General features: G+C 73.6%; 18 protein-coding genes. 10 read left to right on the forward strand and 8 right to left on the reverse strand.

Annotated features, from left to right (window positions below; translation table 11 throughout):
* Nucleotides 1-2 precede the first annotated feature (2 nt).
* Nucleotides 3-785, reverse strand: a complete 783-nt coding sequence (locus tag ACIQCJ_RS04755; protein ID WP_402710686.1) for an SDR family oxidoreductase — start codon at nucleotides 783-785, stop codon at nucleotides 3-5.
* A gap of 111 nt (nucleotides 786-896) precedes the next feature.
* Here ACIQCJ_RS04755 and ACIQCJ_RS04760 point away from each other — a divergent pair, with 111 nt between their 5' ends.
* The 5 genes from ACIQCJ_RS04760 to ACIQCJ_RS04780 all read left to right on the forward strand — a co-directional run bounded on the left by ACIQCJ_RS04760 (nucleotide 897) and on the right by ACIQCJ_RS04780 (nucleotide 5,273).
* On the forward strand, nucleotides 897-1,646 hold the full coding sequence (locus ACIQCJ_RS04760; protein ID WP_402710687.1) for an enoyl-CoA hydratase family protein: 750 nt from the start codon (nucleotides 897-899) through the stop codon (nucleotides 1,644-1,646).
* Nucleotides 1,643-2,515, forward strand: coding sequence for a CoA transferase subunit A (locus tag ACIQCJ_RS04765; RefSeq protein ID WP_402710688.1), 873 nt, complete (start codon nucleotides 1,643-1,645; stop codon nucleotides 2,513-2,515). The genes ACIQCJ_RS04760 and ACIQCJ_RS04765 overlap by 4 nt, the downstream gene beginning before the upstream one ends.
* A complete protein-coding gene (locus ACIQCJ_RS04770; protein WP_402710689.1) occupies nucleotides 2,512-3,327 on the forward strand; it encodes a CoA-transferase subunit beta in 816 nt (271 codons plus the stop codon). Before ACIQCJ_RS04765 ends, ACIQCJ_RS04770 begins: the two co-directional genes overlap by 4 nt.
* A complete protein-coding gene (locus ACIQCJ_RS04775; protein ID WP_402710690.1) occupies nucleotides 3,324-4,397 on the forward strand; it encodes an NAD(P)H-dependent flavin oxidoreductase in 1,074 nt (357 codons plus the stop codon). Before ACIQCJ_RS04770 ends, ACIQCJ_RS04775 begins: the two co-directional genes overlap by 4 nt.
* An 84-nt stretch (nucleotides 4,398-4,481) precedes the next feature.
* Nucleotides 4,482-5,273, forward strand: a complete 792-nt coding sequence (locus tag ACIQCJ_RS04780) for a VOC family protein (RefSeq protein ID WP_402710691.1) — start codon at nucleotides 4,482-4,484, stop codon at nucleotides 5,271-5,273.
* A gap of 6 nt (nucleotides 5,274-5,279) precedes the next feature.
* Here the strand turns inward: ACIQCJ_RS04780 and ACIQCJ_RS04785 are convergent, their stop codons facing one another.
* Nucleotides 5,280-6,431, reverse strand: coding sequence for an acetyl-CoA C-acetyltransferase (locus tag ACIQCJ_RS04785; protein ID WP_391043218.1), 1,152 nt, complete (start codon nucleotides 6,429-6,431; stop codon nucleotides 5,280-5,282).
* A gap of 178 nt (nucleotides 6,432-6,609) precedes the next feature.
* Between ACIQCJ_RS04785 and ACIQCJ_RS04790 the strand changes: the two genes are divergently transcribed.
* The 3 genes from ACIQCJ_RS04790 to ACIQCJ_RS04800 all read left to right on the forward strand — a co-directional run bounded on the left by ACIQCJ_RS04790 (nucleotide 6,610) and on the right by ACIQCJ_RS04800 (nucleotide 12,065).
* Entirely contained in the window at nucleotides 6,610-7,758 is a 1,149-nt protein-coding gene (locus ACIQCJ_RS04790) for an acyl-CoA dehydrogenase family protein (protein ID WP_355337648.1), read from the forward strand.
* Entirely contained in the window at nucleotides 7,755-8,936 is a 1,182-nt protein-coding gene (locus ACIQCJ_RS04795; protein ID WP_402710692.1) for an acyl-CoA dehydrogenase family protein, read from the forward strand. Before ACIQCJ_RS04790 ends, ACIQCJ_RS04795 begins: the two co-directional genes overlap by 4 nt.
* Nucleotides 8,937-9,434: 498 nt before the next feature.
* Nucleotides 9,435-12,065, forward strand: coding sequence for a serine/threonine-protein kinase (locus ACIQCJ_RS04800; protein WP_402710693.1), 2,631 nt, complete (start codon nucleotides 9,435-9,437; stop codon nucleotides 12,063-12,065).
* A 37-nt stretch (nucleotides 12,066-12,102) separates the two neighbouring features.
* Here ACIQCJ_RS04800 and ACIQCJ_RS04805 read toward each other — a convergent pair whose 3' ends face one another.
* From ACIQCJ_RS04805 to ACIQCJ_RS04820, 4 genes are all read right to left on the reverse strand, one after another.
* Nucleotides 12,103-12,759 (reverse strand): hypothetical protein, encoded by a 657-nt coding sequence (locus ACIQCJ_RS04805; RefSeq protein WP_402710694.1) that lies wholly within the window; start codon nucleotides 12,757-12,759, stop codon nucleotides 12,103-12,105.
* 84 nt (nucleotides 12,760-12,843) lie between these two features.
* Nucleotides 12,844-13,620: an enoyl-CoA hydratase-related protein gene (locus ACIQCJ_RS04810; protein WP_391043227.1), complete on the reverse strand. Its 777-nt coding sequence runs from the start codon at nucleotides 13,618-13,620 to the stop codon at nucleotides 12,844-12,846.
* A complete protein-coding gene (locus tag ACIQCJ_RS04815; protein WP_402710695.1) occupies nucleotides 13,617-14,066 on the reverse strand; it encodes a Zn-ribbon domain-containing OB-fold protein in 450 nt (149 codons plus the stop codon). Before ACIQCJ_RS04815 ends, ACIQCJ_RS04810 begins: the two co-directional genes overlap by 4 nt.
* Before the next feature lie 8 nt (nucleotides 14,067-14,074).
* Complete coding sequence (locus tag ACIQCJ_RS04820) at nucleotides 14,075-15,229, reverse strand: lipid-transfer protein (RefSeq protein WP_188283764.1); 1,155 nt, start codon at nucleotides 15,227-15,229, stop codon at nucleotides 14,075-14,077.
* A 101-nt stretch (nucleotides 15,230-15,330) separates the two neighbouring features.
* Between ACIQCJ_RS04820 and ACIQCJ_RS04825 the strand changes: the two genes are divergently transcribed.
* Nucleotides 15,331-17,049 carry a FadD3 family acyl-CoA ligase gene (locus tag ACIQCJ_RS04825; protein ID WP_402710696.1) on the forward strand — a complete coding sequence of 573 codons (1,719 nt, stop codon included), beginning with the start codon at nucleotides 15,331-15,333 and terminating at the stop codon, nucleotides 17,047-17,049.
* 294 nt (nucleotides 17,050-17,343) lie between these two features.
* On the opposite strand, the gene ACIQCJ_RS04830 is transcribed toward ACIQCJ_RS04825, so the two are convergent.
* On the reverse strand, nucleotides 17,344-17,505 hold the full coding sequence (locus ACIQCJ_RS04830) for a hypothetical protein (protein WP_355337672.1): 162 nt from the start codon (nucleotides 17,503-17,505) through the stop codon (nucleotides 17,344-17,346).
* A gap of 157 nt (nucleotides 17,506-17,662) precedes the next feature.
* Nucleotides 17,663-20,596, reverse strand: a complete 2,934-nt coding sequence (locus ACIQCJ_RS04835; protein WP_355337675.1) for a BTAD domain-containing putative transcriptional regulator — start codon at nucleotides 20,594-20,596, stop codon at nucleotides 17,663-17,665.
* Nucleotides 20,597-21,197: 601 nt separating this feature from the next.
* Here ACIQCJ_RS04835 and ACIQCJ_RS04840 point away from each other — a divergent pair.
* On the forward strand, nucleotides 21,198-21,959 hold the full coding sequence (locus tag ACIQCJ_RS04840) for an AMP-binding protein (protein ID WP_355337678.1): 762 nt from the start codon (nucleotides 21,198-21,200) through the stop codon (nucleotides 21,957-21,959).
* Nucleotides 21,960-22,029: the final 70 nt, after the last annotated feature.

The raw sequence follows: 22,029 nt of genomic DNA on the forward strand, positions 1-22,029 counted from the left end.
CGTCAGTTTACCGACGGGTGATCAGCGCGCGATTCGGCCGCCTGCAAATGGGGAGGCAGCTCACCGCCACCATGAACATGCAGCTCAGCGCCGGTTACATAGCGTGCTGACGGGGAGGCCAGAAAGAGGACGGGGCCGGCGATGTCGGCCGGTTCCGCGAATCTCCCCAGCGGTATGGCGGCGGCCACCGCGCGCTGTACGGCGGGGTCGCCCTCCCCGTAGTGCGCCGCCGAGCGGTCCGTCAGCACCAGGCCCACGACCAGGCAGTTCACCCGGATCGCGGGGCCCCACTCGGCGGCCAGCGAGCGGGTGAGGGAGGCCAGGCCCGCTTTGGCGGCGCCATATGCGGCGGTTCCCGGCGAGGGGCGGCTGCCGCTGACGCTGCCGATGTTGACGATGGAGCCGCCGTCCGGCTGGCGGGCCATCAGGGCGTACGCGCCCTGCGCGCAGTACAGCGGCGCCAGCAGATTCAGCTCGACGACCGCCCGCGAGAAGCGCGGCGAGGCGGTGGCGGCATCGGCGGCGGGGGAGCCGCCCGCGTTGTTCACCAGCAGGTCGAGCCGCCCGTACGCCTCGGCGACGTGCGCGAAGAGCGCCCGCACCGCCTCGGGGTCGCGGACGTCCGCGGCCCGGAAGGCGACACCGGGCGGCAGGTCCGCGGGCGGTGTGCGCCCGCACACCAGCACCCGGGCGCCGGCCGCCGCCAGCGCCTCGGCGATGCCCCGGCCGATGCCGCGCGTGCCGCCGGTCACGACCGCCACTCGCCCTTCCAGGTCGTCCGTCACGTGGGCTATCGTGCCAGAGGAACTGACGATCCGTCAGATCTGTGCCGGACATCGGTCGGGATCCGGATCCGTACATCCGTAAAAGGCCAACGAGCGGGCGGAGGACGGCGCATGGCGATACAGGTGGCACGCCCCGGGACCGGCGTCGCGGAAGTGGTGATCGACGCGCCGCCGGTCAACGCGATCGACGTGAAGGGCTGGTTCGCACTCGCCGACGCGCTCACCGCGCAGGGTGCGGACCCGGAGGTGCGGGCGGTGGTCCTGCGCGCGGAGGGCCGCGGATTCTGCGCGGGGGTCGACCTCAAGGAGATGCAGAGCACCGCCGGATTCGACGCGCTGCTCGGCGCCAACGCCGGATGCGCCGCCGCCTTCTCCGCCGTCTACGACTGTCCGGTCCCCGTGATCGCCGCCGTGCACGGCTTCTGCCTCGGCGGCGGCGTCGGCCTGGCCGGGAACGCCGATCTGGTCGTCGCCTCCCATGACGCGTACTTCGGCCTGCCCGAGGTCGACAGGGGCGCGCTCGGCGCCGCCACTCACCTGGCCAGGCTCGTACCGCAGCAGCGCATGCGGCACATGGTCTACACGTCGCAGAACGCCACGGCCGCCGAGCTGCACGGCTACGGCACGGTCCTCGCGCTCACCCCCAGGGATCGTCTGCGCGACGCAGCCGTCGAGATCGCCACCGCGGTCGCCGCCAAGGACCCGCAGGTGGTCAGGGCCGCGAAACAGTCGCTCAACGGCATCGACCCGGTCGACGTCAAGCGCTCCTACCGCTACGAACAGGGCTTCACCTTCGAACTCAACCTGGCGGGCGTCGGCGACCGGCTGCGCGACGCCTTCACCGAGGGAGGCGCCGGATGACGGACAAGCGCATGACCGCCGACGAGGCGATAGCGCACCTCGCCGACGGCATGACCGTCGGCATCGGCGGCTGGGGCTCGCGCCGCAAACCGATGGCCCTGGTGCGCGCGATCCTCCGCTCCCCGCTCACCGACCTCACCCTGGTCTCCTACGGCGGCCCCGACGTCGGCCTGCTGTGCGCGGCGGGCAAGGTCCGCAAGGTCGTCTACGGCTTCGTCACCCTCGATTCCGTCCCCCTGGAGCCGCATTTCCGTGCCGCCCGCGAGAACGGCACCGTCAAGGCGCTCGAAATGGACGAGGGCATGTTCCTGGCGGGGCTGCGCGCCGCAGCCCTGCGGCTGCCCTTCATGCCGGTACGCGCCGGGCTCGGCGCCGACGTGCTGCGGTACGCGCCCGAGCTGCGGGTGCTCCCCGACCCCTACGGCACCGGGGACGAGGTGGTCGCCGTACCGCCGCTGCGGCTGGACGCGGCCCTGGTGCACGCCAACCTCGCCGACCCCGCGGGCAGCGCCGCGCTCACCGGGCCCGACCAGTTCTTCGACGACCTGTTCTGCCAGGCCGCGGACGCCGCCTATGTGTCGGCCGAACGCGTCGTGCCCACCGCCGACCTGCTCAAGGAGGCGGGGTGCGTGCACGCCCTCGTCCTGCACCGCTACCTCACCCATGGCGTGATCGAGGCGCCGCGCGGCGCGCACTTCACCGAGTGCCCACCCGGATACGGCCGCGACGAGCCGTTCCAGCGCGCCTACGCGACCGCCGCGGCCGACCCGGCGGCCTGGGCCGCCTTCGCCGAACGCTTCCTCACCCATACGGATGAATCGTCTTATCAACAGGCTGTGGATAACTTCCGCGAGGAGGCGACCCGATGACCGCGCCCCCGAACGGCCCGACCGCGCCCCCGAACGACTCGACCGCCGCGGCGACCGCCCCCGCCACCAGGGTCGAGATCTGCGTCACCGCCTGCGCCGACGCCTGGCGCGGCGACGGCGAGATCCTGGCCAGCCCGATGGGCGTCGTGCCCACCCTCGGCGCCCGCCTCGCCCGCGCCACCTTCGCCCCCGACCTGGTGCTCAGCGACGGGCTGGCCTATCTGCTGGCCGGCGACATCCCCCTCGGGGCAGCACCCGACGCGCTCACCGTCGAGGGCTGGCTGCCCTACCGCGCGGTCCTCGACCTGGCCGCGCGCGGGCGGCGCCACGTCATGATGGGCCCCAGCCAGATCGACGCGTACGGCAACGCCAACATCTCCTGCATCGGCCCCTGGGCCCGCCCCACCCGGCAGCTCCTCGGCGCGCGCGGCGCCCCCGGCAACACCGTCAACCACACCACCAGCTACTGGGTGCCCCGGCACGCCCCGCGCGCCTTCGTCGAGCGCGTCGACGTCGTCTGCGGCATCGGCTACGACCGCGCCGCCGCCGTCGGCCGCGCCGCGCGCTTCCACGGTCTGCGCACGGTCGTCACCAATCTGTGCGTCCTGGACTTCGGCGGACCCGGCCACCACATGCGGCTCGCCTCGGTGCACCCCGGCGTCACCCTGGAGCAGGTCGTAGCGGCGACCGGCTTCCGCCTCACCGTCCCGGCCCGCGTCCCCACCACCCGACAGCCCACCGACGCCGAACTGCGCGTCCTGCGCGACGTCCTCGACCCGCGCTCCGCCCGCGACCGCGAGGTCCCCGCATGACCGCCGGCGGTCCGCTGAGCACCCGCCTCACCGACCTCACCGGCATCCGCCACCCCATCGTGCAGACCGGTATGGGATACGTCGCCCGCCCCCGCCTCGTCGCCGCCGCGGCCAACGCCGGGGCCCTCGGCGTACTGGCCGCCGCCACCTTGTCGTACGACGAACTGACCGCGGCCGTCGCCGAGGTCAAGGCGGCGGCACCCGGACGGCCCTTCGGGGTCAACCTCAGGGCCGACGCACCGGACGCGGCACGGCGGATCGCGCTGATGGGCCGCGAGGGCGTACGGGTGGCGTCCTTCGCCCAGGCGCCGACCAGGGAGCTGATCCGCGCCGCGCACGACGAGGGGATGGTCGCGGTGCCGTCGGTCGGGGCGCGGCGGCACGCGGAGAAGGTCGCCGAGTGGGGCGCGGACGCGGTGATCGTGCAGGGCGGCGAGGGCGGCGGGCACACCGGCCGGGTGCCGACCACACTGCTGTTGCCGCAGGTGGTGGACGCGCTGCGGGGCAGCGGGGTGGCCGTGGTCGGCGCGGGCGGCTTCTTCGACGGGCGCGGCCTCGTCGCGGCCCTCGCCTACGGCGCGGACGGCATCGCGATGGGCACCCGCTTCCTGCTGACCTCCGACGCGCCCGTGCCGCGCGCCGTCCAGGACCGCTACCTGGCCGCCGACGTCACCGGCACCCTCGTCACCACCGAGGTCGACGGGGTGCCGCACCGGGTCCTCGCCACCGACTTCGTCCGCTCGCTGGAACGCGGCGGCCCCCTCGTCCGCTACCCGCGCGCGCTGCGCAACGCCGTCCGCTTCTCCCGGCTGTCCGGGACGCCGCTGCGCGCGATGCTCCGGGAGGGACGGGCGATGCGCGGCGCCCGCGAGCTGAGCTGGCCGCAGGTCCTGATGGCCGCGAACACCCCGGTGCTGCTCCGCGCCGCGATGGTCGAAGGGCGCGCTGACCTGGGCGTCATGGCCTCGGGGCAGGTGGCGGGAGTGATCGCCGACCTGCCCTCGTGCGCGGAGCTGGTGGACCGGATCATGGCCGAAACCGAGGGAGTCCTGGGCCGTCTCAAGAATTGACCATATGTTCGAATTCTCTCTCGTGCGGGCGGGAAGATCACTGGTTACGGTGGCATTCCAGACATTCGCGAGAGGAACCAGCTCATGTCCGCATTCGGTGAAGGCGCTCCCTGTTGGGCCGACGTCTCGCTTCCCGACCTCGCGGCCGGGCGGCGTTTCTACGGCGAGCTGTTCGGCTGGACGTTCGAGGACCAGGGCGAGCAGTTCGGGCACTACACGCTGGCCAAGCTCGACGGGAAGAACGCGGCGGCCCTGATGGGCAAGATGGACGAGTCGATGCCCACGGCCTGGGGCATACACCTGGCCACCGCGGACGCCGCGAAGACCGCGGCCAAGATCACCGAGGCGGGCGGCCACGTCGTCTTCGGCCCCGACGAGATCGGCGACACCGGTGTGCTGGTCGGCGCCGTCGACCCGGGCGGCTCCTTCTTCGGCACCTTCCAGCTCCGCGGCCACCCCGGCTTCGACGTGGTCAACGTGCCCGGTGCCTACTGCTGGACCGAGAACCACACGCGGGACGCGGCGGCGGTCGACGCCTTCTACGAGACGGTGTTCGGCTACGACGGCGTGCAGGTCGGTGACGGCGTCCACTTCGACTACAAGGTGTGGTCCCGCCCCGGCGACCCCGAGGGCCAGCTCGCCGGCCGGATGAACAGCGCGTCCGGCGGCGGGGACGAGCCGCCCGCCTTCCAGGTCTACTTCGTGGTCGCGGACTGCGACGCCGCCGCCGACACCGTGGGCCGGCTCGGCGGACGGGTCGTCATGGGACCGGAGGACTCGCCGTTCGGACGGATGGCCGTCGTCGCCGACGACCAGGGCGCGAGGTTCGCGATCATCGACGTGACGCGCAGGAGCGGCTCGATACCCGGCGCGTGAGCCGGATCAGAGCCGTTCGATGACGGTGACGTTGGCCTGGCCGCCGCCCTCGCACATGGTCTGGAGGCCGTAGCGGCCACCGGTGCGCTCCAGGTGGTGCAGCAGGGTGGTCATCAGCCGGGCGCCGGTCGCGCCCAGCGGGTGGCCGAGGGCGATGGCGCCGCCGCACGGGTTGACCACGTCGGGGTCGGCGCCGGTCTCCTTCAGCCAGGCCAGCACCACGGACGCGAACGCCTCGTTGATCTCCACCGCGTCGAAGTCGCCGATGGACATGCCCGTCCTGGCCAGGGCGTGTTCGGTCGCGGGGATCGGCCCGGTCAGCATACGGATCGGGTCGGAGCCGCGGGCGGACAGATGGTGGATCCGCGCGCGGGGGGTCAGGCCGTGGTCGCGCACCGCCTGTTCGCTCGCGACGAGCAGTGCGGCGGCGCCGTCGGAGATCTGTGAGGACAGGGCCGCGGTGAGCCGGCCGCCGGGCACGATCGACGGCAGGGCGGCCATCCGCTCCGCCGAGGTGTCGCGGCGGGGGCCCTCGTCGGTGGCGAGTTCGGGGAGGGCGGCCGTTTCGCGGGCGAACCAGCCGCTGTCGAGCGCGTGCAGGGCGCGACGGTGGCTCTCCAGGGCGAAGCGCTCCATGTCCTCGCGGCTGATGTCCCAGTCGCGGGCGATGAGTTCGGCCCCGCCGAACTGGCTGACGGGCTGGTCGCCGTAGCGGGCGCGCCAGCCGGTGGACCCGGAGAACGGATCGGTGAAGCCGTACTCGCGGCCCACCACCATGGCCGCGCCGATCGGTATCCGGGACATGCTCTGGACGCCGCCCGCCACGACCAGGTCGCTGGTGCCGGACAGCACGGCCTGCGCCGCGAAGTGCACGGCCTGCTGGGAGGAGCCGCACTGCCGGTCGACGGTCACGCCCGGTACGTGCTCGGGCAGTCCGGCCGCCAGCCAGCAGGTGCGGGCGATGTCACCGGCCTGGCCGCCGATGGCGTCCACGCAGCCGAAGACGACGTCCTCGACGGCGCCGGGGTCGAAGCCGCCGCGTTCGACCAGGGCGGTCAGCACATGGGCGCCGAGGTCGGCGGGATGGACGGGGGCGAGCGCGCCGTTCTTGCGGCCGACGGGGGTGCGTACCGCTTCGACGATGTAGGCCTCGGGCATCGGGGGCTCCGTTCTCGCAGGGCTGGGAGGTGACGAGAGGTGACGTGAGGGTGATGAGAGAGGTGAGGCGATGTGAGGTGACGTGCCTTTGAGGTGAGGGCGCGGTGGCGTGCGATGAGGTGCGTCCTGGCCGTACCGGGATCTGACGATCCGTCAGATAGTCGGTTATCCTAGCGCGGTGACGGACCTTTCCTTCAGTGCTCAACAGGACGCGTTCCGGCGGGAGATACGGGACTGGCTCGCCCGTCGGGTGCCGCGTGAGCCGCTGCCGTCGATGGACACGGCGGACGGTTTCCGCGCGCACCAGGAGTGGGAGCGGACGCTGTACGAGGCCGGGTGGGCGGTCGTCGGATGGCCGGAGGAGTACGGGGGAAGGGGCCTCGGCCTGGACGAGTGGCTGATCTTCGAGGAGGAGTACTGGCGGGCGGGCGCGCCGGGGCGCGTCGGGCAGAACGGCATCTTCCTGTTCGCGCCCACCGTCTTCGCCTTCGGTACGGAGGAGCAGCGGGCGCGGGTGCTGCCGCCGATGGCCAGCGGGGAGGAGGTGTGGGCGCAGGGCTGGTCGGAGCCGGAGGCGGGTTCAGACCTGGCGAATCTGCGGGCGCGGGCGGTACGGGACGAGGCGCGCGGCGGGTGGCGGCTGAGCGGGCAGAAGACGTGGAGTTCGCGGGCGGCCTACGCGCACCGGCTCTTCGGCCTCTTCCGGAGCGACCCCGACTCGCGGCGGCACCACGGCCTGACGTACTTCATGGTCGACCTGGCGGCGCCGGGCGTGACGGTACGGCCGATCCGGCAGCTCGACGGGGAGGCCGGATTCGCGGAGGTGTTCCTGGACGACGTGTTCGTGGCCGACCGGGACGTCCTGGGGGAGGCGGGGGAGGGGTGGCGGATCGCGATGTCCACCACGGGGAGCGAGCGGGGGCTGAGTCTGCGGAGCCCCGGACGGTTCCTGGCGGCGGCCGACCGGTTGCTCGACTTGTGCCGCCTGCGCCCGGAACAGGCGGCGCCGCACCGGGACGCGGTGGCGGACGTGTGGATGCGGGCGGAGGCGTACCGGCTGTACACCTACCGGACGGTGACGCGGATGCGGGAGGGCAAGGAGAGCGGGCCGGAGTCCTCGCTGAACAAGGTCTTCTGGTCGGAACTGGACCTCGACCTGCACGACATCGCGCTGCGCGTGCTCGGCGCGGAGGCGGAGCGGTGCGGGCCGTGGCTGGACGGCTACCTCTTCGCGCTCGCCGGACCCATCTACGCGGGCACCAACGAGATCCAGCGCAATGTGATCGCCGAGCGGCTGCTCGGCCTCCCCCGGGAGCCCCGCCGATGAGACTCGCGCCCACGCCCGACGAACAGCTCTTCGCCCGCACCGCCCGCGAGCTGCTGGCGGCGCGCTGCACCCCGGCCGACGTGCGCGCCGGGTTCTCGCGGGACCGCTGGCGGGCGCTCGCCGGGATCGGGGCGACCGGGCTGCTGGTCCCGGAGGAGTACGGCGGCCTCGGTCTCGGTTCCGGTCCCGGTGCCGACGACTACGGTCCCGACGGCTACGGTCCCGGCGGCCACGGTTCCGGCAGGCAGCACCTCGGAGGGCGGCGCCTCGACGAGCCGCCCCTGGGCGCGCAGGCGCTCGTCGCGCTCACCGAGGAGGCGGGCCGCGCGTGCCTGCCCGAGCCGTTGCTGGAGGCGGCGGTCGCGGCGGAACTGCTCGGGGGGCTGTCGGAAGGGGCGGATCTGCTGCGCGGGCTGGCGGAGGGCGCGGTGACCGTCGCCGTGTCCCTCCCCGCGCAGGACCCGGCGCCGGGACCCGTACCCACGTCCGCATCCGTACCCGCATCCGTATCCGAACCAGCAGGTCAGCCCCTTGTCGCGCACGCCGCCCACGCTGATCACGTGCTGGTGGTCACGGAAGACGGTGAGCTGCGGGAGGCGGGGGCCGGGCCGCGTACGCCTGTTGTCGGGGTCGACCCGAATCGGGGGCTGGCGCGTGTGGCGGACGGAGGCGGGCGGGTGCTCGCGCGGGAGTGGGGGGAGGCGGCCGGGAAGGCGGCGCGACTCGGGGCGATCGGGGCGGCGGCCGACCTGGTGGGCGCGGCGGCGGCGATGCTGGAGCGGACGGTGGAGTACGCCAAGGGCCGCGTGCAGTTCGGGTCGCCGATCGGCGAACGGCAGGCGGTGAAGCACCGGCTGGCGGACGTCCTGCTGGCCGTGGAATTCGCGCGGCCGGTGGTGGCGCGGGCGGCGTACGCGTACGACCACGGGCTGCCCAGTGCGACGCGGGACGCGGCCATGGCGAAGGTCTTCGCGAACGAGGCGGCGGGGAAAGCGGCGCGCGGGTGCCTCCAGGTGCACGGTGCGATCGGTTATACCGACGAGTACGACCTCTCGCTCTGGCTGCGCCGGGTGTGGGCGCTCTCTGCCGCGTGGGGCGATTCCACCCGGCATCGCGCCGCCGTGGCGGCCGACCTCTTCGCGCCGGGCGGCCCGTCCCGGTCCTGCCCGCCGCGCTGAACCCCGCCGCCCCGGGAGCGCCCAGGGACCGAGCCGCGACCGACCTGGGATCGCCCTGGCACCAAGCCGCGACCGACCCGCGCGGCCCCCCGTCCACCGGCGCCTGCCCCGACTCGCCCGCCCCGTAAGGCACTTGGACGCCGCCGGTGCGCCACGTGCGTCCCATGCCTCCCTCGCGGACGCCTCGTTCGGCGCGCCGCGCGCCGGAGACGGTGCGAATGGCGGATGATAACGAGTTCGCTCTCCGGGCGTGTCGCGGCGGCCCCGGGTTCGCAACCGGCGCCCATCCCAGGAAGAATCAGGCCCGTACCCTGGCGCTTGGGCCGGTCGAACGGGGTACGGAGCGCGCAGAGCGGGCAAAGCAGTACAGGCGGGCGCAAGCGCTCGATCACGACAGCACGGCACGAGCACGGCGACAACGGAACGACGGTACGGCGCGCAGCACGGGGTAAGGCCGCGACAGCGCGGGCAACGCGGGCACGGGGAGGTGGCAGGGCAGTGGTGGAGCAGCTTACGCAGCACGACCCGAGACGGATCGGCCCTTTCGAGGTGCTGGCGCGGCTCGGCGCCGGCGGCATGGGGCTGGTCTATCTCGCCCGCTCGGCTTCCGGCCGCCGCGTGGCGATCAAAACCGTGCGCGCCGAACTGGCCGAGGACCAGCTTTTCCGGGTCCGCTTCACGCGTGAGGTGGAGGCCGCCCGCGCGGTCTCCGGCTTCTACACCGCGGCCGTTGTCGACGCCGACCCCCGCGCCGCCGTCCCGTGGCTCGCCACCGCCTACGTCCCGGCCCCGTCGCTGGAGGAGATCGTCAACGAGGCGGGCCCGATGCCCGCGCAGGCCGTACGGTGGCTGGCCGCCGGAATCGCGGAGGCGTTGCAGTCGATCCACGCCGCCGGTCTCGTGCACCGCGACATGAAGCCGTCGAACGTACTCGTCGTCGAGGACGGGCCGCGCGTCATCGACTTCGGCATCGCGTCCGGCGTCTCCAACACCCGTCTGACCATGACGAACGTGGCCGTCGGCACGCCCGCCTACATGTCGCCCGAGCAAGCCCGCGACTCCCGTAGCGTGCGCGGCGCGAGCGACATCTTCTCGCTCGGCTCCACCCTGGTGTTCGCCGCGACCGGCCACGCGCCCTTCCACGGCGCCAACCCCGTCGAGACCGTCTTCATGCTGCTGCGCGAGGGCCCCAATCTCCACGGCCTGCCGCCCGAGCTGCGCCCGCTCATCGAGTCCTGCATGCGGATGGAGGCGGACCGGCGGCCCACCCCCGCCGACCTCCAGGCGCAGCTCGCACCGCATCTGTACTCCACCGGCGGCGACGACACGGGTACGGCGTCGGCCTGGCTGCCGCCCGGCGCGGTCGCGTTGATAGAGCAGCGCCGCAGCGGACGGCCCGCCGTCGCCGCGGGCGGCAGCCGGGGCGCGCACGCCGCGGGCCCGCGACTGCCCGGCAACGCGCCGCCGCTCCCGCCGAACTCCCCGCCCCGGCCGCAGCAGCCGCCGAACAACGCACCGGCGCACGCGGGCGCGCCCGACGGCCGCGGCAACCACCGCGCGCCCGTACCCGTATCCGGCCCCGCGGCAGGCCCCGCGGCAGGCCCCGCGGCCGGACCCGTGGCGGGCCCCGGCTCCGGTCCCACATCCGGTCCCGCCTCCGCCGTTCCCGTACAGCTCGCCGGTTCCGCGCCGATCGGTCCCGGGATGCGGGTCGCGGACGCGGCGGACCACAAGGCGGGGGCCGCGCCCGGTACGGACTGGGTACGCCGCCGCGCGGGCGCGCACCGCGCGAACGCCAACGCGGGCGCCAACGCCGGTGCCGTGGCGAACGGCGGCGCGGCCCAGGCCCCCGCCGCCGTCCCGGCGCAGCAGGGCCAGCAAGCGCAGCAGGCTCCGCAGTCACAGCAGCAGTCACAACAGCAGCAGCAATCACAGCCGCAGTCACAGCAGGCCCAGCACGGCGCCCAGTCGGGCCTCCAGTCCCAGGCCGCCGCTCCCGGCGAGTGGCGGCCGTGGCGTTTCCGCATGTCGAACGATGTGTGGGGCACCCCCGTCGTCTCCGGCGGGCTCCTCTACGTCACCTCCTTCGAGGTGCACGCGCTCGATGTGGCCAGCGGGCGCCGCCAGTTCAAGACCCGCGACGTCGCCTGGACGATGGCCGTCGACGGCGGCCGTATCCACGCCTCCGACGGCCCCAGCCTCTTCGCGCTCGACGCGGTCGACGGCGGCGAGCGCTGGCGTACGGCGATCGACGGCTGGGTGTACGCGCTGCGCGCCGACTCCGGCACGGTCGTGACCGCCACCCGCGGCGGCGGCATCCAGGCGTGGGACGCGGCGCGCGGCGGACTGCGCTGGGAGCGGTCGGGCGCCCAGACCGAATTCGAGTCCCCGGACTCCGGGCCCACCGTCCTCGGCCGCGCCGTCTACTACCAGGGCGGCGGCCACCTGCACGCCGTCGACTCCCTCACCGGTGCCGAGATGTGGTCGTACCCGGTCGGCGAACCCGGCGTCGCGGGCTCCGTGCCCACCCGGCCGGTCGTCGCGGACGGCATTGTGCACCTCACCGCCGGGACGCGGGTCGTCGCGCTCGACGCCCGCAGTGGCGCCGAGCGCTGGCATTTCGACGCCCCCGCCGTCATGTTCTCGCCGCCCGCGCACGTGCCGGGGCCCGGCGTCTCGGGCGGCGGCGTGTACGTCGCCGACCACCTCGGCACCGTCTACGCCCTCGATCCCGCCGACGGGCACGCGCGCTGGCGCGTCGCCACCGAGCCGAGGCAGTCGCTGGAACCCGTCATCGTCGCCAATGGTGCGCTGCACCTCGGCGCGGGGAGCGCGCTCTACACGCTGGACGCCGTCAGTGGCGCGCCGCGGTGGCGCTTCGCGGCGCAGAACGAGATTGTCGGCTCGCCCGCCGTGGCGGCCGGGCGGGTGCACTTCGGGTCCAAGGACCACTGTCTGTACACGGTCGACGCGGCCGGGGGGCAGTTGCGGTGGCGGCTTGAGACCGGCGGGGAGATCACCGGGTCGCCGGTGACGTCGGAGGGGGTGGTGTACGCGTGCTCGAAGGACCGGTGCGTGTACGCGCTCGACGCGACGAAGGGGACCGGGGCGACTTCGCGTCGGGCGTGAGCCCGTGGGCCCTCAAACGCCGGGCGGGCTGATGCCCTCAGGCGCCGGGCGGGCTGGTGGGCGGGGGTTGCGCGCCGCTGGGCAGGTCGTCGGTGCCGGGCCGGGGCACCTCCTCGAACTGCGTCTGCCTGGTCGTGTCGTAGGCGTCGTCCACTTGTCGACGCAGTTCTGCGGGGGCACCCCGCCCCGTCTCCTCCTCCTCGTAGCGTGGTTCGTCGTACCGGCCGTACGTCGGCTCGTCGTACCGCGGCTCCTCGAAAACCGGCGTGGCGCGGCGCGGCCGGTGGCGGCCGGGGAGGACGGCGGCGGCGAGGAGGAGCAGGAGGCCGGAGGCGAAGGCGGTGGCGACGCCGTAGTCGAGGCCGTTGCCGCCGGCGGTGAGGGAGCCGGAGGCTTGGCCCTGGCGGACCATCCAGAGGATGGTGATGCCGAGAACGAGGAAGGCGGCGAGGGCGAGGGTGAGGCGGGAGCGGAGGAGGACGCCCAGGAGGGTGAGGAGGGCGGCGAAGGCCATGGGGAGGAAGAGGGAGCCGAGGAGGGCCGCCTTGTCAGGCGTCACGCCGACCCCGGTGAAGAGGTCGTCGACCCGGATGCCGGAGCCGTGGCGGCCGCCGTACCAGGCACGGAAGGGGCTCCAGACGGCGCCCGCCGCTCCGATGAGGGCGAGAAGCGACCCGACGACGGTGCGGAACATCTCGTGGTCGCCTCGCTTCGCTCGCTCAGCCCCCTCGGGGCCGACGCTACGCCGCGACCGTCGCACCCGCCACGTGAGCCGCGCTCACCTCAACCGGAAGGCGGCGGGCCCCCGGGCGCGCCCGGTGAACAGCTCCGCCTGCCGCTCCGGCGGCAGATTGCCGAGTGCGATGAGGTGCGGCGCGAGCGCGGTGGCGTGCGCGCGGGCCGCCTCCCGGGCCGACCACACGGCGCGCACGGTGCCCTGGACGGCCTCGGTCGGGTAGGAGGAGAGGACGGCGGCGGCGCGCAGAGCGGTGGCGAGGAGGTCGGGGCCGGGCACGACCTCGGAGACGAGACCGGTCTCGTAGGCCCGTCGCGCGCTCACCCGTTCGGCGGTGCCCATGAGGGACATGCGCATGGCCTCGCCGTAGGGCATGCGCTGCGCCATGAGGACGGACTCGTAGGCGCTGACCATGCCGTAGGCGGTGTGCGGGTCGAAGAAGGTGGCGTCTTCCGCGGCGATGAGGAATTCGGCCTCGCCCAGGAGGTAGAAGGCGCCGCCGCAGGCCATGCCGTTGACGGCGGCGACGACCGGCTTCCACAGGTCGTTGGCCTTGGGGCCCGCGGTGAGCAGGGGGTCGTCGACGCAGTACGGGGACGACGGCTGCGGCACGTCGAGGCCGCGGTCGACGCCGGTGCAGAACGCCCGGTCGCCCGCGCCGGTGAGGACCACCGCCCGTACCGCGTCGTCGAAGCGCAGGTCGCGCCACACCTCGCGCAGCCCGTCCACGGTCGCGCCGTCCAGGGCGTTGTGCCGCTCGGGCCGGTCGAGGGTGACGAGAGCGACCCCGTCACCGGCCTCCGTGCGCCGGACGCTCATGGCCGCTCCAGCAGCCAGCGCGGTACGACGACGCCGTCCGCGGCGGCCGGGTCGGGGAAGGCCACCTTCACGGCGGCGCCGATCCGCAGCCGCGCCGAGTCCACGGAGTCAAGGCGCGCGTCGGCGCGGGCGACGAGGTTGCCGACCAGCCGGATCCGGCCGCCCTCGGGGGTGGCCTCCTCGGCCAGTTCCACCACGATCACGTTGTACGGGGCCTGCTCGGCGTAGTCGGGCAGCAGCGGGGGGTGGGCGACGACGTACGACCAGATCCGACCGCGTCCGCTCATCCGCTCCCAGCGGGACCCGAAGGACCGGCAGTACGGGCAGCAGGGGCGCGGCGGGAAGCGCCGCCGTCCGCAGTCGGCGCACGCCTGGACGCGCAACTCGCCCTGGCGCGCGTACTCCCAGAAGGGCGCGCCGTCCTCGTCGATGACCGGCAGCAGCATCGCGGCTGTCAACTCCTCAGCAGCAGAGCGGATGTGGGGACGCACTCGCCCGCCGTGACCAGGCAGGTCGCGGCGTCGGGGACTTGGGCGGTGGAGGTGCCGCGCAGTTGCCTGACGCCCTCGGTGATGAGGTTGAAGCCGTGGACGTACGCCTCGGACAGGCCGCCGCCACCGGTGTTGATCGGCAGCCGTCCGCCGGTCTCCAGGGCGCCGCCCTCGGTGAAGGCGGCGCCCTCGCCGCGTCCGCAGAAGCCGTAGCCCTCGAGGGAGAGCGGGATCAGCGGGGTGAAGGCGTCGTATATCTGGGCGACATCGACGTCCTGCGGGCCGAAGTCGGCCTGTTTCCACAGGTGTCGGGCGGCGGTCCAGGACGGTCCGGTGAGCGGGTCGTCGGTCCAGTAGTTGACCATGCCGTGGTGCTGGGCGGGCAGGCCCTGCGCGGCGGAGTGCACGTAGACGGGCTTGCGGCGGCAGTCGCGGGCGCGTTCGGCGGAGACCACGACGCAGGCCAGGGCCCCGTCGGTCTCCATGCAGTTGTCGAACAGGCAGAGCGGTTCGCTGATCCAGCGCGCGGTCATGTACATCTCGCGGGTCAGCGGGCGCTCGTACATCAGGGCGGCCGGATTCTGGTTGGCGCGGTTGCGGCAGGCGAGCGCCACATTGAACAAGTGGTCGCGGGTGGCGCCGTATTCGTGCATGTAGCGGCGGGCGAGCATGCCGATCTCGTCGGCCGGGCGGAGCAGACCGTACGGCCGGGACCACTGCGCCGGGGTGGGGAGCTGGACGGTGGTGCTGCTCCACGGGCGCGGTCCCGAGCCGCGTTTGCGCGACCGCCAGGCGACGCCGACCGACGCCTGACCCGTGGCGACGGCCGCCGCGAGGTGCGCGACGGTCGCGCACGAACCGCCGCCGCCGTAACCGGACTTGGCGAAGAAGGTCACATCACCCGCGCCGATCGCCTTGGCCAGCTCGACCTCGTCGGTGTCCTCCATCGTGTACGAGGCGAAGCCGTCGACCTCGCCGGGGTCGATGCCCGCGTCGTCGAGCGCGGCGAGCACCGCCCGGCACGCGAGCGTCTTCTCCGACTCCGGGAGCGACTTGGCGAACGGTGTCTGGCCTATCCCGACGATGGCCGTCGCGTCTTTCAGGGCAGCGCCGCCCATGGGCACAAACCTCCGCGGGTCCCCGGATGCACTGACGAACTGCTGACAGGTCGTCAGGCTACCGTTAATCTGACGGGTAGTCAGCTACGGGAGAGGACGTCATGGATGTGGACCTGCGGGACGACGATCCGCGCGACACCTCGTACGGCGACGCCTCGTACGGCGACGCCTCATCCGAGGGCGGTGCCTTCAACGACGGTTCATCCACGGCCGGTTCACCCGCCGACGACCCCCGCGCCGATCTCCGCTGGGGCACCCTGCCCCGCCTGGTGCGCGCCGCCGCCCGCGCCCACGGCGAGCACGAGGCCGTCGTGGACGGCCGCACCCGCGTCAGCTACGCCGAACTCGGCGCCCGCGTCGAAAGCGCCGCCGCCGCGGCCGTCGCCTCGGGACTGCGCCCCGGCGACCGGGTCGCGATCTGGGCGCCCAACTCGCTGAACTGGATCGTCGCCGCGCTCGGCGCGGTCAGCGCGGGCGGCGTCCTCGTCCCGCTCAACACCCGCTTCAAAGGCGCCGAAGCGGCCTGGATACTCCAACGCACCCGCGCCAGGCTGCTGTTCGTCACCGGCACCTTCCTCGGCACGTCGTACGTGGCCGCGCTGCGCCGCGCCGCGGGAGAGGGAGACGGCGAGGGACCGCTGCCCGGCCTGCCGCACCTACGTGACGTCGTCGTCCTCGGTGACGACGCCCCGCCCACCGGATTCCTGTCCTGGCACGGCTACGTGGCGGCCGGCGCCGACGTACCCGCCGCGACCGTACGCGCCCGCGCCGACGCCGTGGCGCCCGGCGACCCTTCCGACATCATCTTCACCTCGGGCACGACCGGACACCCCAAGGGCGCCGTCATCACGCACGCCCAGACGCTGCGCGTGTACGGCGTCTGGAGCGCGCTGGCCGGACTGACCGCGGGGGACCGCTACTTGGTGGTCAACCCCTTCTTCCACACCTTCGGCTACAAGGCGGGCGTCATCGCCTGCCTGATGCGCGGCGCCGTGATCGTGCCGCAGCCCGTCTTCGACGTGGACACCGTCCTCGCCAACATCGCCGCCGAGCGGATCTCCGTACTGCCGGGCCCGCCCACCCTGCACCAGTCGCTGCTCGACCATCCGGCGCGCGCCGCCCACGACCTGTCCGCGCTGCGGCTCGTCGTCACCGGGGCCGCGGTCATCCCGCTGGAACTCGTCGAACGGCTGCGCGCCGAACTGCGGATCGCCACCGTCCTGACCGCGTACGGACTCACCGAGGCGTCCGGCACCGTCACCATGTGCCGCAGGGGCGACCCCGCCGCGACCGTCGCCGTCACCTCGGGGCGCGCCATCCCCGACACGGAGGTACGGGTCGACGCCGCGCCCGGCGCGCCCGGCGAAGTCCTGGTCCGCGGCTACCACGTCATGTCCTGCTACTTCGAGGACCCCGAGGGCACCGCCCGCGCCGTCGACCCCGACGGCTGGCTGCACACCGGCGACATCGGCGTCCTGGACCCCGAGGGGAATCTGCGGATCACCGACCGCCTCAAGGACATGTACATCGTCGGCGGCTTCAACGCCTACCCGGCGGAGATCGAGCGACTGCTGCTGCGCCACCCCGACATCCGCGACGCCGCCGTCATCGGTGTCCCCGACCCCCGCCTCGGCGAGGTCGGCCGCGCCTACGTCGTCCGCCGCCCCGGCTCCACCCTCACCGCCGACGACCTCATCGCCTGGTCGCGCCGCGAAATGGCCAACTACAAGGTCCCGCGCGGCGTCCGCTTCGTCCCCGAACTCCCGCGCAACGCGGGCGGGAAGGTCAAGAAGAACGAGCTGCGTACGGCCGCGGACTGACCCGCGCCCGGCACCGGACCCGGACGCGGACTGACCGCGGCGCCCCCTCCGCGCCGCGGTCAGTCTTTGGTGCGCCCCCGGGTGCGTGCTGTGGAACCCCCCGCAGTCACCCGGCCCCCCCTTGGGCGGCTTTCACCGGTCCCCCCTCGGCCCCCACCGAGGTTCCCCGGTCCCCCGATCCCCCGTGTTCCCCTGTTGCCCCGTGCTGTTTTCCCCTGATCAACCCCGTGGGTCCCCCTGCGGTCCCCTTGGGGTCCTCCGCGGCCCCGCCCTCCCCAGAGCGGGGTACGGAAGCTACTTGGTGGTGCCGTCCGTGTGGAAGTTGTCCGGCTTGACGACGGGCTTCTTCGGCGTGAGGAGCCCGTCCGGAGCCGTCTGCTCGGTGCCGTCGGTGTGGAAGTTGTCCGGGTCGACCGGCGGGTCCGTCTTCGGAAGCTTCGGAACTTCGGTGCTCATGGTGCTCTCCCTGTGTGCTTGGGGACGTGCTGTCGTGAAAGCCCGCCCGGTGGCGACCCCCGTACACCACCGAGCGGGCAGCTCGTGCAGTGATGGAATCGTGGCATCCACCGATAATCAACTGATAAACGGGCGCGTTGAGCGAATCGACCTGGGCTTATACCGCGACAGAGGGGGATGATTCGTCCCCCAACAGGCGCCGTACATCGGCCGCTTCGGGCGAACCGAGCGCGGTGAAGACGGCCAGGGCGTCGTGCCAGCAGGCGTGGGCACGGACCGGCTGGCCCATGCCGTCGAGCGCGCTGCCGAGTACGGTCAGGGCGTTGGCGGTGCGCCACTCGCCGCCGACCTCGCGGAGGATGACGAGCGACTGCTCGGTGTGGGCGGCGGCCTGCCGCCAACTGCCGCCCGCGAGGTGAACCTTGGAGAGCCGGAAGAGCGTCATGCCCTCCCAGAACTGCTGCCGCGCCTCCCGGAAGATGCCCAGTGCCTCGGTGAGGCAGCTCAACGCGTCGTCGAGGCGGCCCTCCGCGGTGAGCGCGATGCCCATCGCGTACAGGCCGTTGCCGAGCCGGAAGCCGGCGCCCAGTTCGCGGTAGATCGCGACGACCCGTTCGGTCGCCGCCACCGCGGCGGCGATGTCGCCCAGTTCGATCTGCGCGCGGGAGAGATTGCTGAGCGCCGCCGCCTCGCCGTGCTTGTTGCCGTCGGCGCGGAAAGCCTCAAGGGCGGTGGTGTGGTACTCCGCGCACGCCTCGAAGCGCTGGCCCTGATGGGCGATGCTGCCGCGCAGATTGGGCGCGTAGCTCGACGTCATCGGGTCCTCGGCGGCCAGGCCGAGCACCAGGGCGCGCTTGGCCTCGGTCTCGGCCTCCTCGAACCGGCCCGACATCCGCAGGAGTTGGCCGAGCCAGATCCGCCCGCGCCCCTCCACCAGCGTGTCCCCGCAGTCGTGCGCCGTCGTCACCAGTGTCCGCGTCGCCTGCTCGTATTGCCGCGCGTAGACACCGGACTCCATCAGGTCCTGGGCGACCAGCAGCAGGTCGACGGCGCGGCGCATCGGGCCCTCGCAGCCGCCGTCCGCGGCCTGCTGGACGGCCGCCAGCAGATTCTGCGCCTCGGAGAAGAGCCATTCCAGGGCCTCGTCCGGGGCGCCGAAGGTCAGGCCGGAGTGCGCGGTGAGGGCGAGGTGGTCCAGGACACGGTCGCCGGGGTTCTCCAACTCGTAGGCGCAGGAGGCCGAGGCGAGGTAGAAGTCCAGCACCCGCGACAGCGCCGCGCAGCGCTCCCGCGGTGTCTCGTCGCGCTCCGCGCACTCGCGGGCGTACAGGCGCAGCAGGTCGTGGAAGCGGTAACGGGCGGGCGCGGCGGACTCGATGAGGCTGATGTCGACCAGTGCCTCCAGCAGCTCCTCGGCCTCGTACGGGTCCAGGTCGAGCGTGGCCGCCGCCGCGTGCAGCGAGATGTCCGGGCCGTCGGCGAGCGAGAGCAGCCGGAAGGCGCGGGCCTGCGGCGCCGACAGGTGGCCGTAGCCGAGGGCGAAGGTGGCCTTCACCGCGAGGTCCCCGGCCCGCAGTTCGTCCAGCCTGCGCCGCTGGTCGGCCAGTTTGTGGGCGAGTACGGAGACGGTCCAGGTGCGGCGGGCGGCCAGCCGGGACGCGGCGATCCGGATGGCCAGCGGCAGGAAACCGCAGGCCGCGACGACGTCGAGGGCGGCCTGGCGTTCGCTGGTGACGCGCTCCTCGCCGACGATCCGGGTGAAGAGCTGGAGCGCCTCCTCCGGCGACATCACGTCGAGGTCGACCAGATGCGCGCCCGCCAGGTCGACCATCCGCACCCGGCTGGTGACCAGGGCGGCGCAGCCGGGGGTGCCCGGCAGCAACTGGCGGATCTGCGCGGCGTCGTAGGCGTTGTCGAGCAGCGCGAGCACGCGGCGGCCGTCGAGGGTGGAGCGGTAGAGCGCGGCGCGGTCGGCCAGCGACTCGGGGATCGCGGAGTCCGGGGTTCCGAGCGCGCGCAGGAACGAGCCGAGTACGGCCTCGGGTTCGGCCGGGCGCGGGTCGGTGCCCTGGAGGTCGACGTACAACTGCCCGTCGGGGAAGGAGTCGCGGGCCGCGTGGGCGACATGGACGGCGAGCGTGGTCTTGCCGACGCCGCCGATGCCCGCGACGGCGGAGACCGCCATCACCCCGCTGCCCTGCGACGCCTGGGCCAGTTGCTCGCTCAGTTCCCTGACCACATTGCGGCGGCCGGTGAAGTCCGCGACGGTCGCGGGCAGTTGCGCGGGCCGTACGATCTCGGCCGGTCCGGCGGCGGAACCGGCCGGGGCGGCGAGCGAGGGGTCGGCCTCCAGGATCTTCTGGTGCAGGTCCTTCAGCTCGGCCGACGGGTCGATGCCCAGCTCTTCGGCGAGCAGGCGGCGGGTGTCGGCGTAGACGCCGAGCGCCTCGGCCTGCCGGCCACTGCGGTACAGCGCCAGCATCAGCAGGGCGCGCAGCCGCTCGCGCAGCGGGTGTTCGGCCGAGACCGCGGTGAGTTCGGAGACGGCCTCGGCGTGCGCGCCCAGCTCCAGGTCCAGTTCGAGACGGGTCTCGATCAGGCCGAGGTGCCATTCGGCGAGCCGGTTGCGCTGCGTCTCGGCGTGCGGCCCCGGAAGCCCGGCCAGCGGCTCGCCGTGCCACATCTCCAGCGCGGTGCCCAGCAGTTCGCGGGCGCGGACCGGGTCGACGGCGCGCTGCTTGTCGGCCTCGGCGGCCAGCCGCTCCACGACGGCGCAGTCCAGCGCGTCGTCGGCGACCCGCAGCGAGTAGCCGCCGGAGTCGGTGACCAGGGCCTCGGGGCCGAGCGCCTTGCGCAGCCGGAAGGCGTACGAACGCAGCGCGGCGAGCGCGGTGTTGGGCGGTGACTCTCCCCAGACGGCGTCGAGCAGTTCCGACGCGGTCGCCGTGCGCCCGCCGCGCAGCAGCAGCGCGGCCAGCAAGGCGCGCTGCTGTGGTGCGCCGGTGACGATCGGCTCGTCGTCTCGCCAGGCGCGCACCGGACCGAGGACCGCGAACCGCAGGCTGTTGCCCGGTTCCGTCCTGCTTTCCATCTCTGCCCCCTGAACGTGGACCTGCTCATTGTGTACCCGCGCCTGGAGCGGCGCACTGCCTGTGCCAGCCCCCGGCGGTGGTCGGCCGCCGGGCGCTGAATGGTGCGTGACCCGATTATTCGCGAAGCCGGGCGCCCCCGCGGCCCGTCGCCCGCACGTATATCAATCGTTCATCGCCGGACGGAACAGTTGTCCGCATGGCGCACGGGACCGAGGGTTCGGCACCGTCCGTGCCAGTTTGCCGTGTCGGGCCGCCGGGGTCACCCCGTGCAAGGACCCGAACCGGACTTGCAGCAAAAGTTGGGCTGGAATTTGAGGTTCCGTCTGTGCGTGCGCGGAGGTTGTGCTGTGTGGGACTGGTCCATGCCGGTGTGTGTCCTGCGAAAGAACAGGTAGCGGGCGTTTCATGTGTGCTGAGTGCACGAGTCATGCGGCAGGTGCCGGTGAGCCGGACGGGCCGATCGGATCACTGCCTGTCAGGCCGGGGCACCTGCCGTCGGCCGCCGGTTCCGAGCTGTTCCGGGCTCCGGTACGCGAGGTGCGCCCGGTGCGCCCGGCCGGATCCGTACGACGGATGCCGGCCCCGGCCGCGGGGCCCGCGATGAGCGGCGAGGGCCGCGAGCGGCCCGGCGGAGGGGGCGGCGGCAACGGCGGCACGCGGCGGCTCGGGGACGCCGGACGGCTGCCCGGCGAACTGCTGCGCCGCCGCGCCGAGCGCGCCCCGCAGGCCGTGCCCGCGCTGCCGTATCCGCGGACGACCGTCAGCGGCACCGCGGGGTGCAGCTTCGCCGAACTCGACCGGCGGGCCCGCGCGGTGGCCGCCCGGCTCGGCAGCCTGCTGGCTCCCGGCGCGCGCGTGCTGCTCGCCTATCCGCAGGGCCCGGACCTCGCGGGCGCCTTCTTCGGCTGCCTGTACGCGGGGATGGCCGCGGTGCCGCTGGTGCTGCCGGGACCGGGCGCCAACGACGCGGTCTCCCGCGCGGTCCGCCGCTGCGACCCCGACCTGGTGCTGACCGGCTCCGACGGCTGGTCCGCGCTGGCCGTCGACCGCACCCGTACCCAGGTGATGGAGGCGGACGGCGTCCGCGTCGCGGGCGAGCCCGTGTGGCGGCTGGCGCAGAACTGGCGGCCGGTCGGCGTCCTGCGCAGCGCGCCCGCGTACCACCGCTACTACGACGACGGCGTGGTCGGCGGGCGGCTGGAGCCCGCGATGGCGCACGCCGATCTCACCGAGGTGATGGGGGAGTTGGCGCAGGCGGTACGGCTGGGCACCGACGAGGAGAACGTCGGCTGGATCGCGGCCGTGCACGGCGTGGAGGACGCGGTGTGGCGGATTCTGCTGCCGGTGCGGGTGACCGACTGACGTCCGCCGCAGCCGGGGAGCCCCGGAGACCCGAAGTGCCGACGATGTGACGACACGTTAGCTGACGGAT

It is taken from the genome of Streptomyces sp. NPDC093221 (assembly GCF_044753885.1).
GTDB lineage: Bacteria > Actinomycetota > Actinomycetes > Streptomycetales > Streptomycetaceae > Actinacidiphila.

What these genes read in the sequence shown, in the direction of transcription:
- ACIQCJ_RS04760 (WP_402710687.1), top strand. Translation starts at nt 897, where the DNA reads ATGGCGATACAGGTGGCACGCCCCGGGACCGGCGTCGCGGAAGTGGTG.
- ACIQCJ_RS04765 (WP_402710688.1), top strand. Translation starts at nt 1,643, where the DNA reads ATGACGGACAAGCGCATGACCGCCGACGAGGCGATAGCGCACCTCGCC.
- ACIQCJ_RS04770 (WP_402710689.1), top strand. Translation starts at nt 2,512, where the DNA reads ATGACCGCGCCCCCGAACGGCCCGACCGCGCCCCCGAACGACTCGACC.
- ACIQCJ_RS04775 (WP_402710690.1), top strand. Translation starts at nt 3,324, where the DNA reads ATGACCGCCGGCGGTCCGCTGAGCACCCGCCTCACCGACCTCACCGGC.
- ACIQCJ_RS04780 (WP_402710691.1), top strand. Translation starts at nt 4,482, where the DNA reads ATGTCCGCATTCGGTGAAGGCGCTCCCTGTTGGGCCGACGTCTCGCTT.
- ACIQCJ_RS04785 (WP_391043218.1), bottom strand. Translation starts at nt 6,431, where the DNA reads ATGCCCGAGGCCTACATCGTCGAAGCGGTACGCACCCCCGTCGGCCGC.
- ACIQCJ_RS04795 (WP_402710692.1), top strand. Translation starts at nt 7,755, where the DNA reads ATGAGACTCGCGCCCACGCCCGACGAACAGCTCTTCGCCCGCACCGCC.
- ACIQCJ_RS04805 (WP_402710694.1), bottom strand. Translation starts at nt 12,759, where the DNA reads ATGTTCCGCACCGTCGTCGGGTCGCTTCTCGCCCTCATCGGAGCGGCG.
- ACIQCJ_RS04810 (WP_391043227.1), bottom strand. Translation starts at nt 13,620, where the DNA reads ATGAGCGTCCGGCGCACGGAGGCCGGTGACGGGGTCGCTCTCGTCACC.
- ACIQCJ_RS04815 (WP_402710695.1), bottom strand. Translation starts at nt 14,066, where the DNA reads ATGCTGCTGCCGGTCATCGACGAGGACGGCGCGCCCTTCTGGGAGTAC.
- ACIQCJ_RS04820 (WP_188283764.1), bottom strand. Translation starts at nt 15,229, where the DNA reads ATGGGCGGCGCTGCCCTGAAAGACGCGACGGCCATCGTCGGGATAGGC.
- ACIQCJ_RS04825 (WP_402710696.1), top strand. Translation starts at nt 15,331, where the DNA reads ATGGATGTGGACCTGCGGGACGACGATCCGCGCGACACCTCGTACGGC.
- ACIQCJ_RS04830 (WP_355337672.1), bottom strand. Translation starts at nt 17,505, where the DNA reads ATGAGCACCGAAGTTCCGAAGCTTCCGAAGACGGACCCGCCGGTCGAC.
- ACIQCJ_RS04835 (WP_355337675.1), bottom strand. Translation starts at nt 20,596, where the DNA reads ATGGAAAGCAGGACGGAACCGGGCAACAGCCTGCGGTTCGCGGTCCTC.
- ACIQCJ_RS04840 (WP_355337678.1), top strand. Translation starts at nt 21,198, where the DNA reads ATGAGCGGCGAGGGCCGCGAGCGGCCCGGCGGAGGGGGCGGCGGCAAC.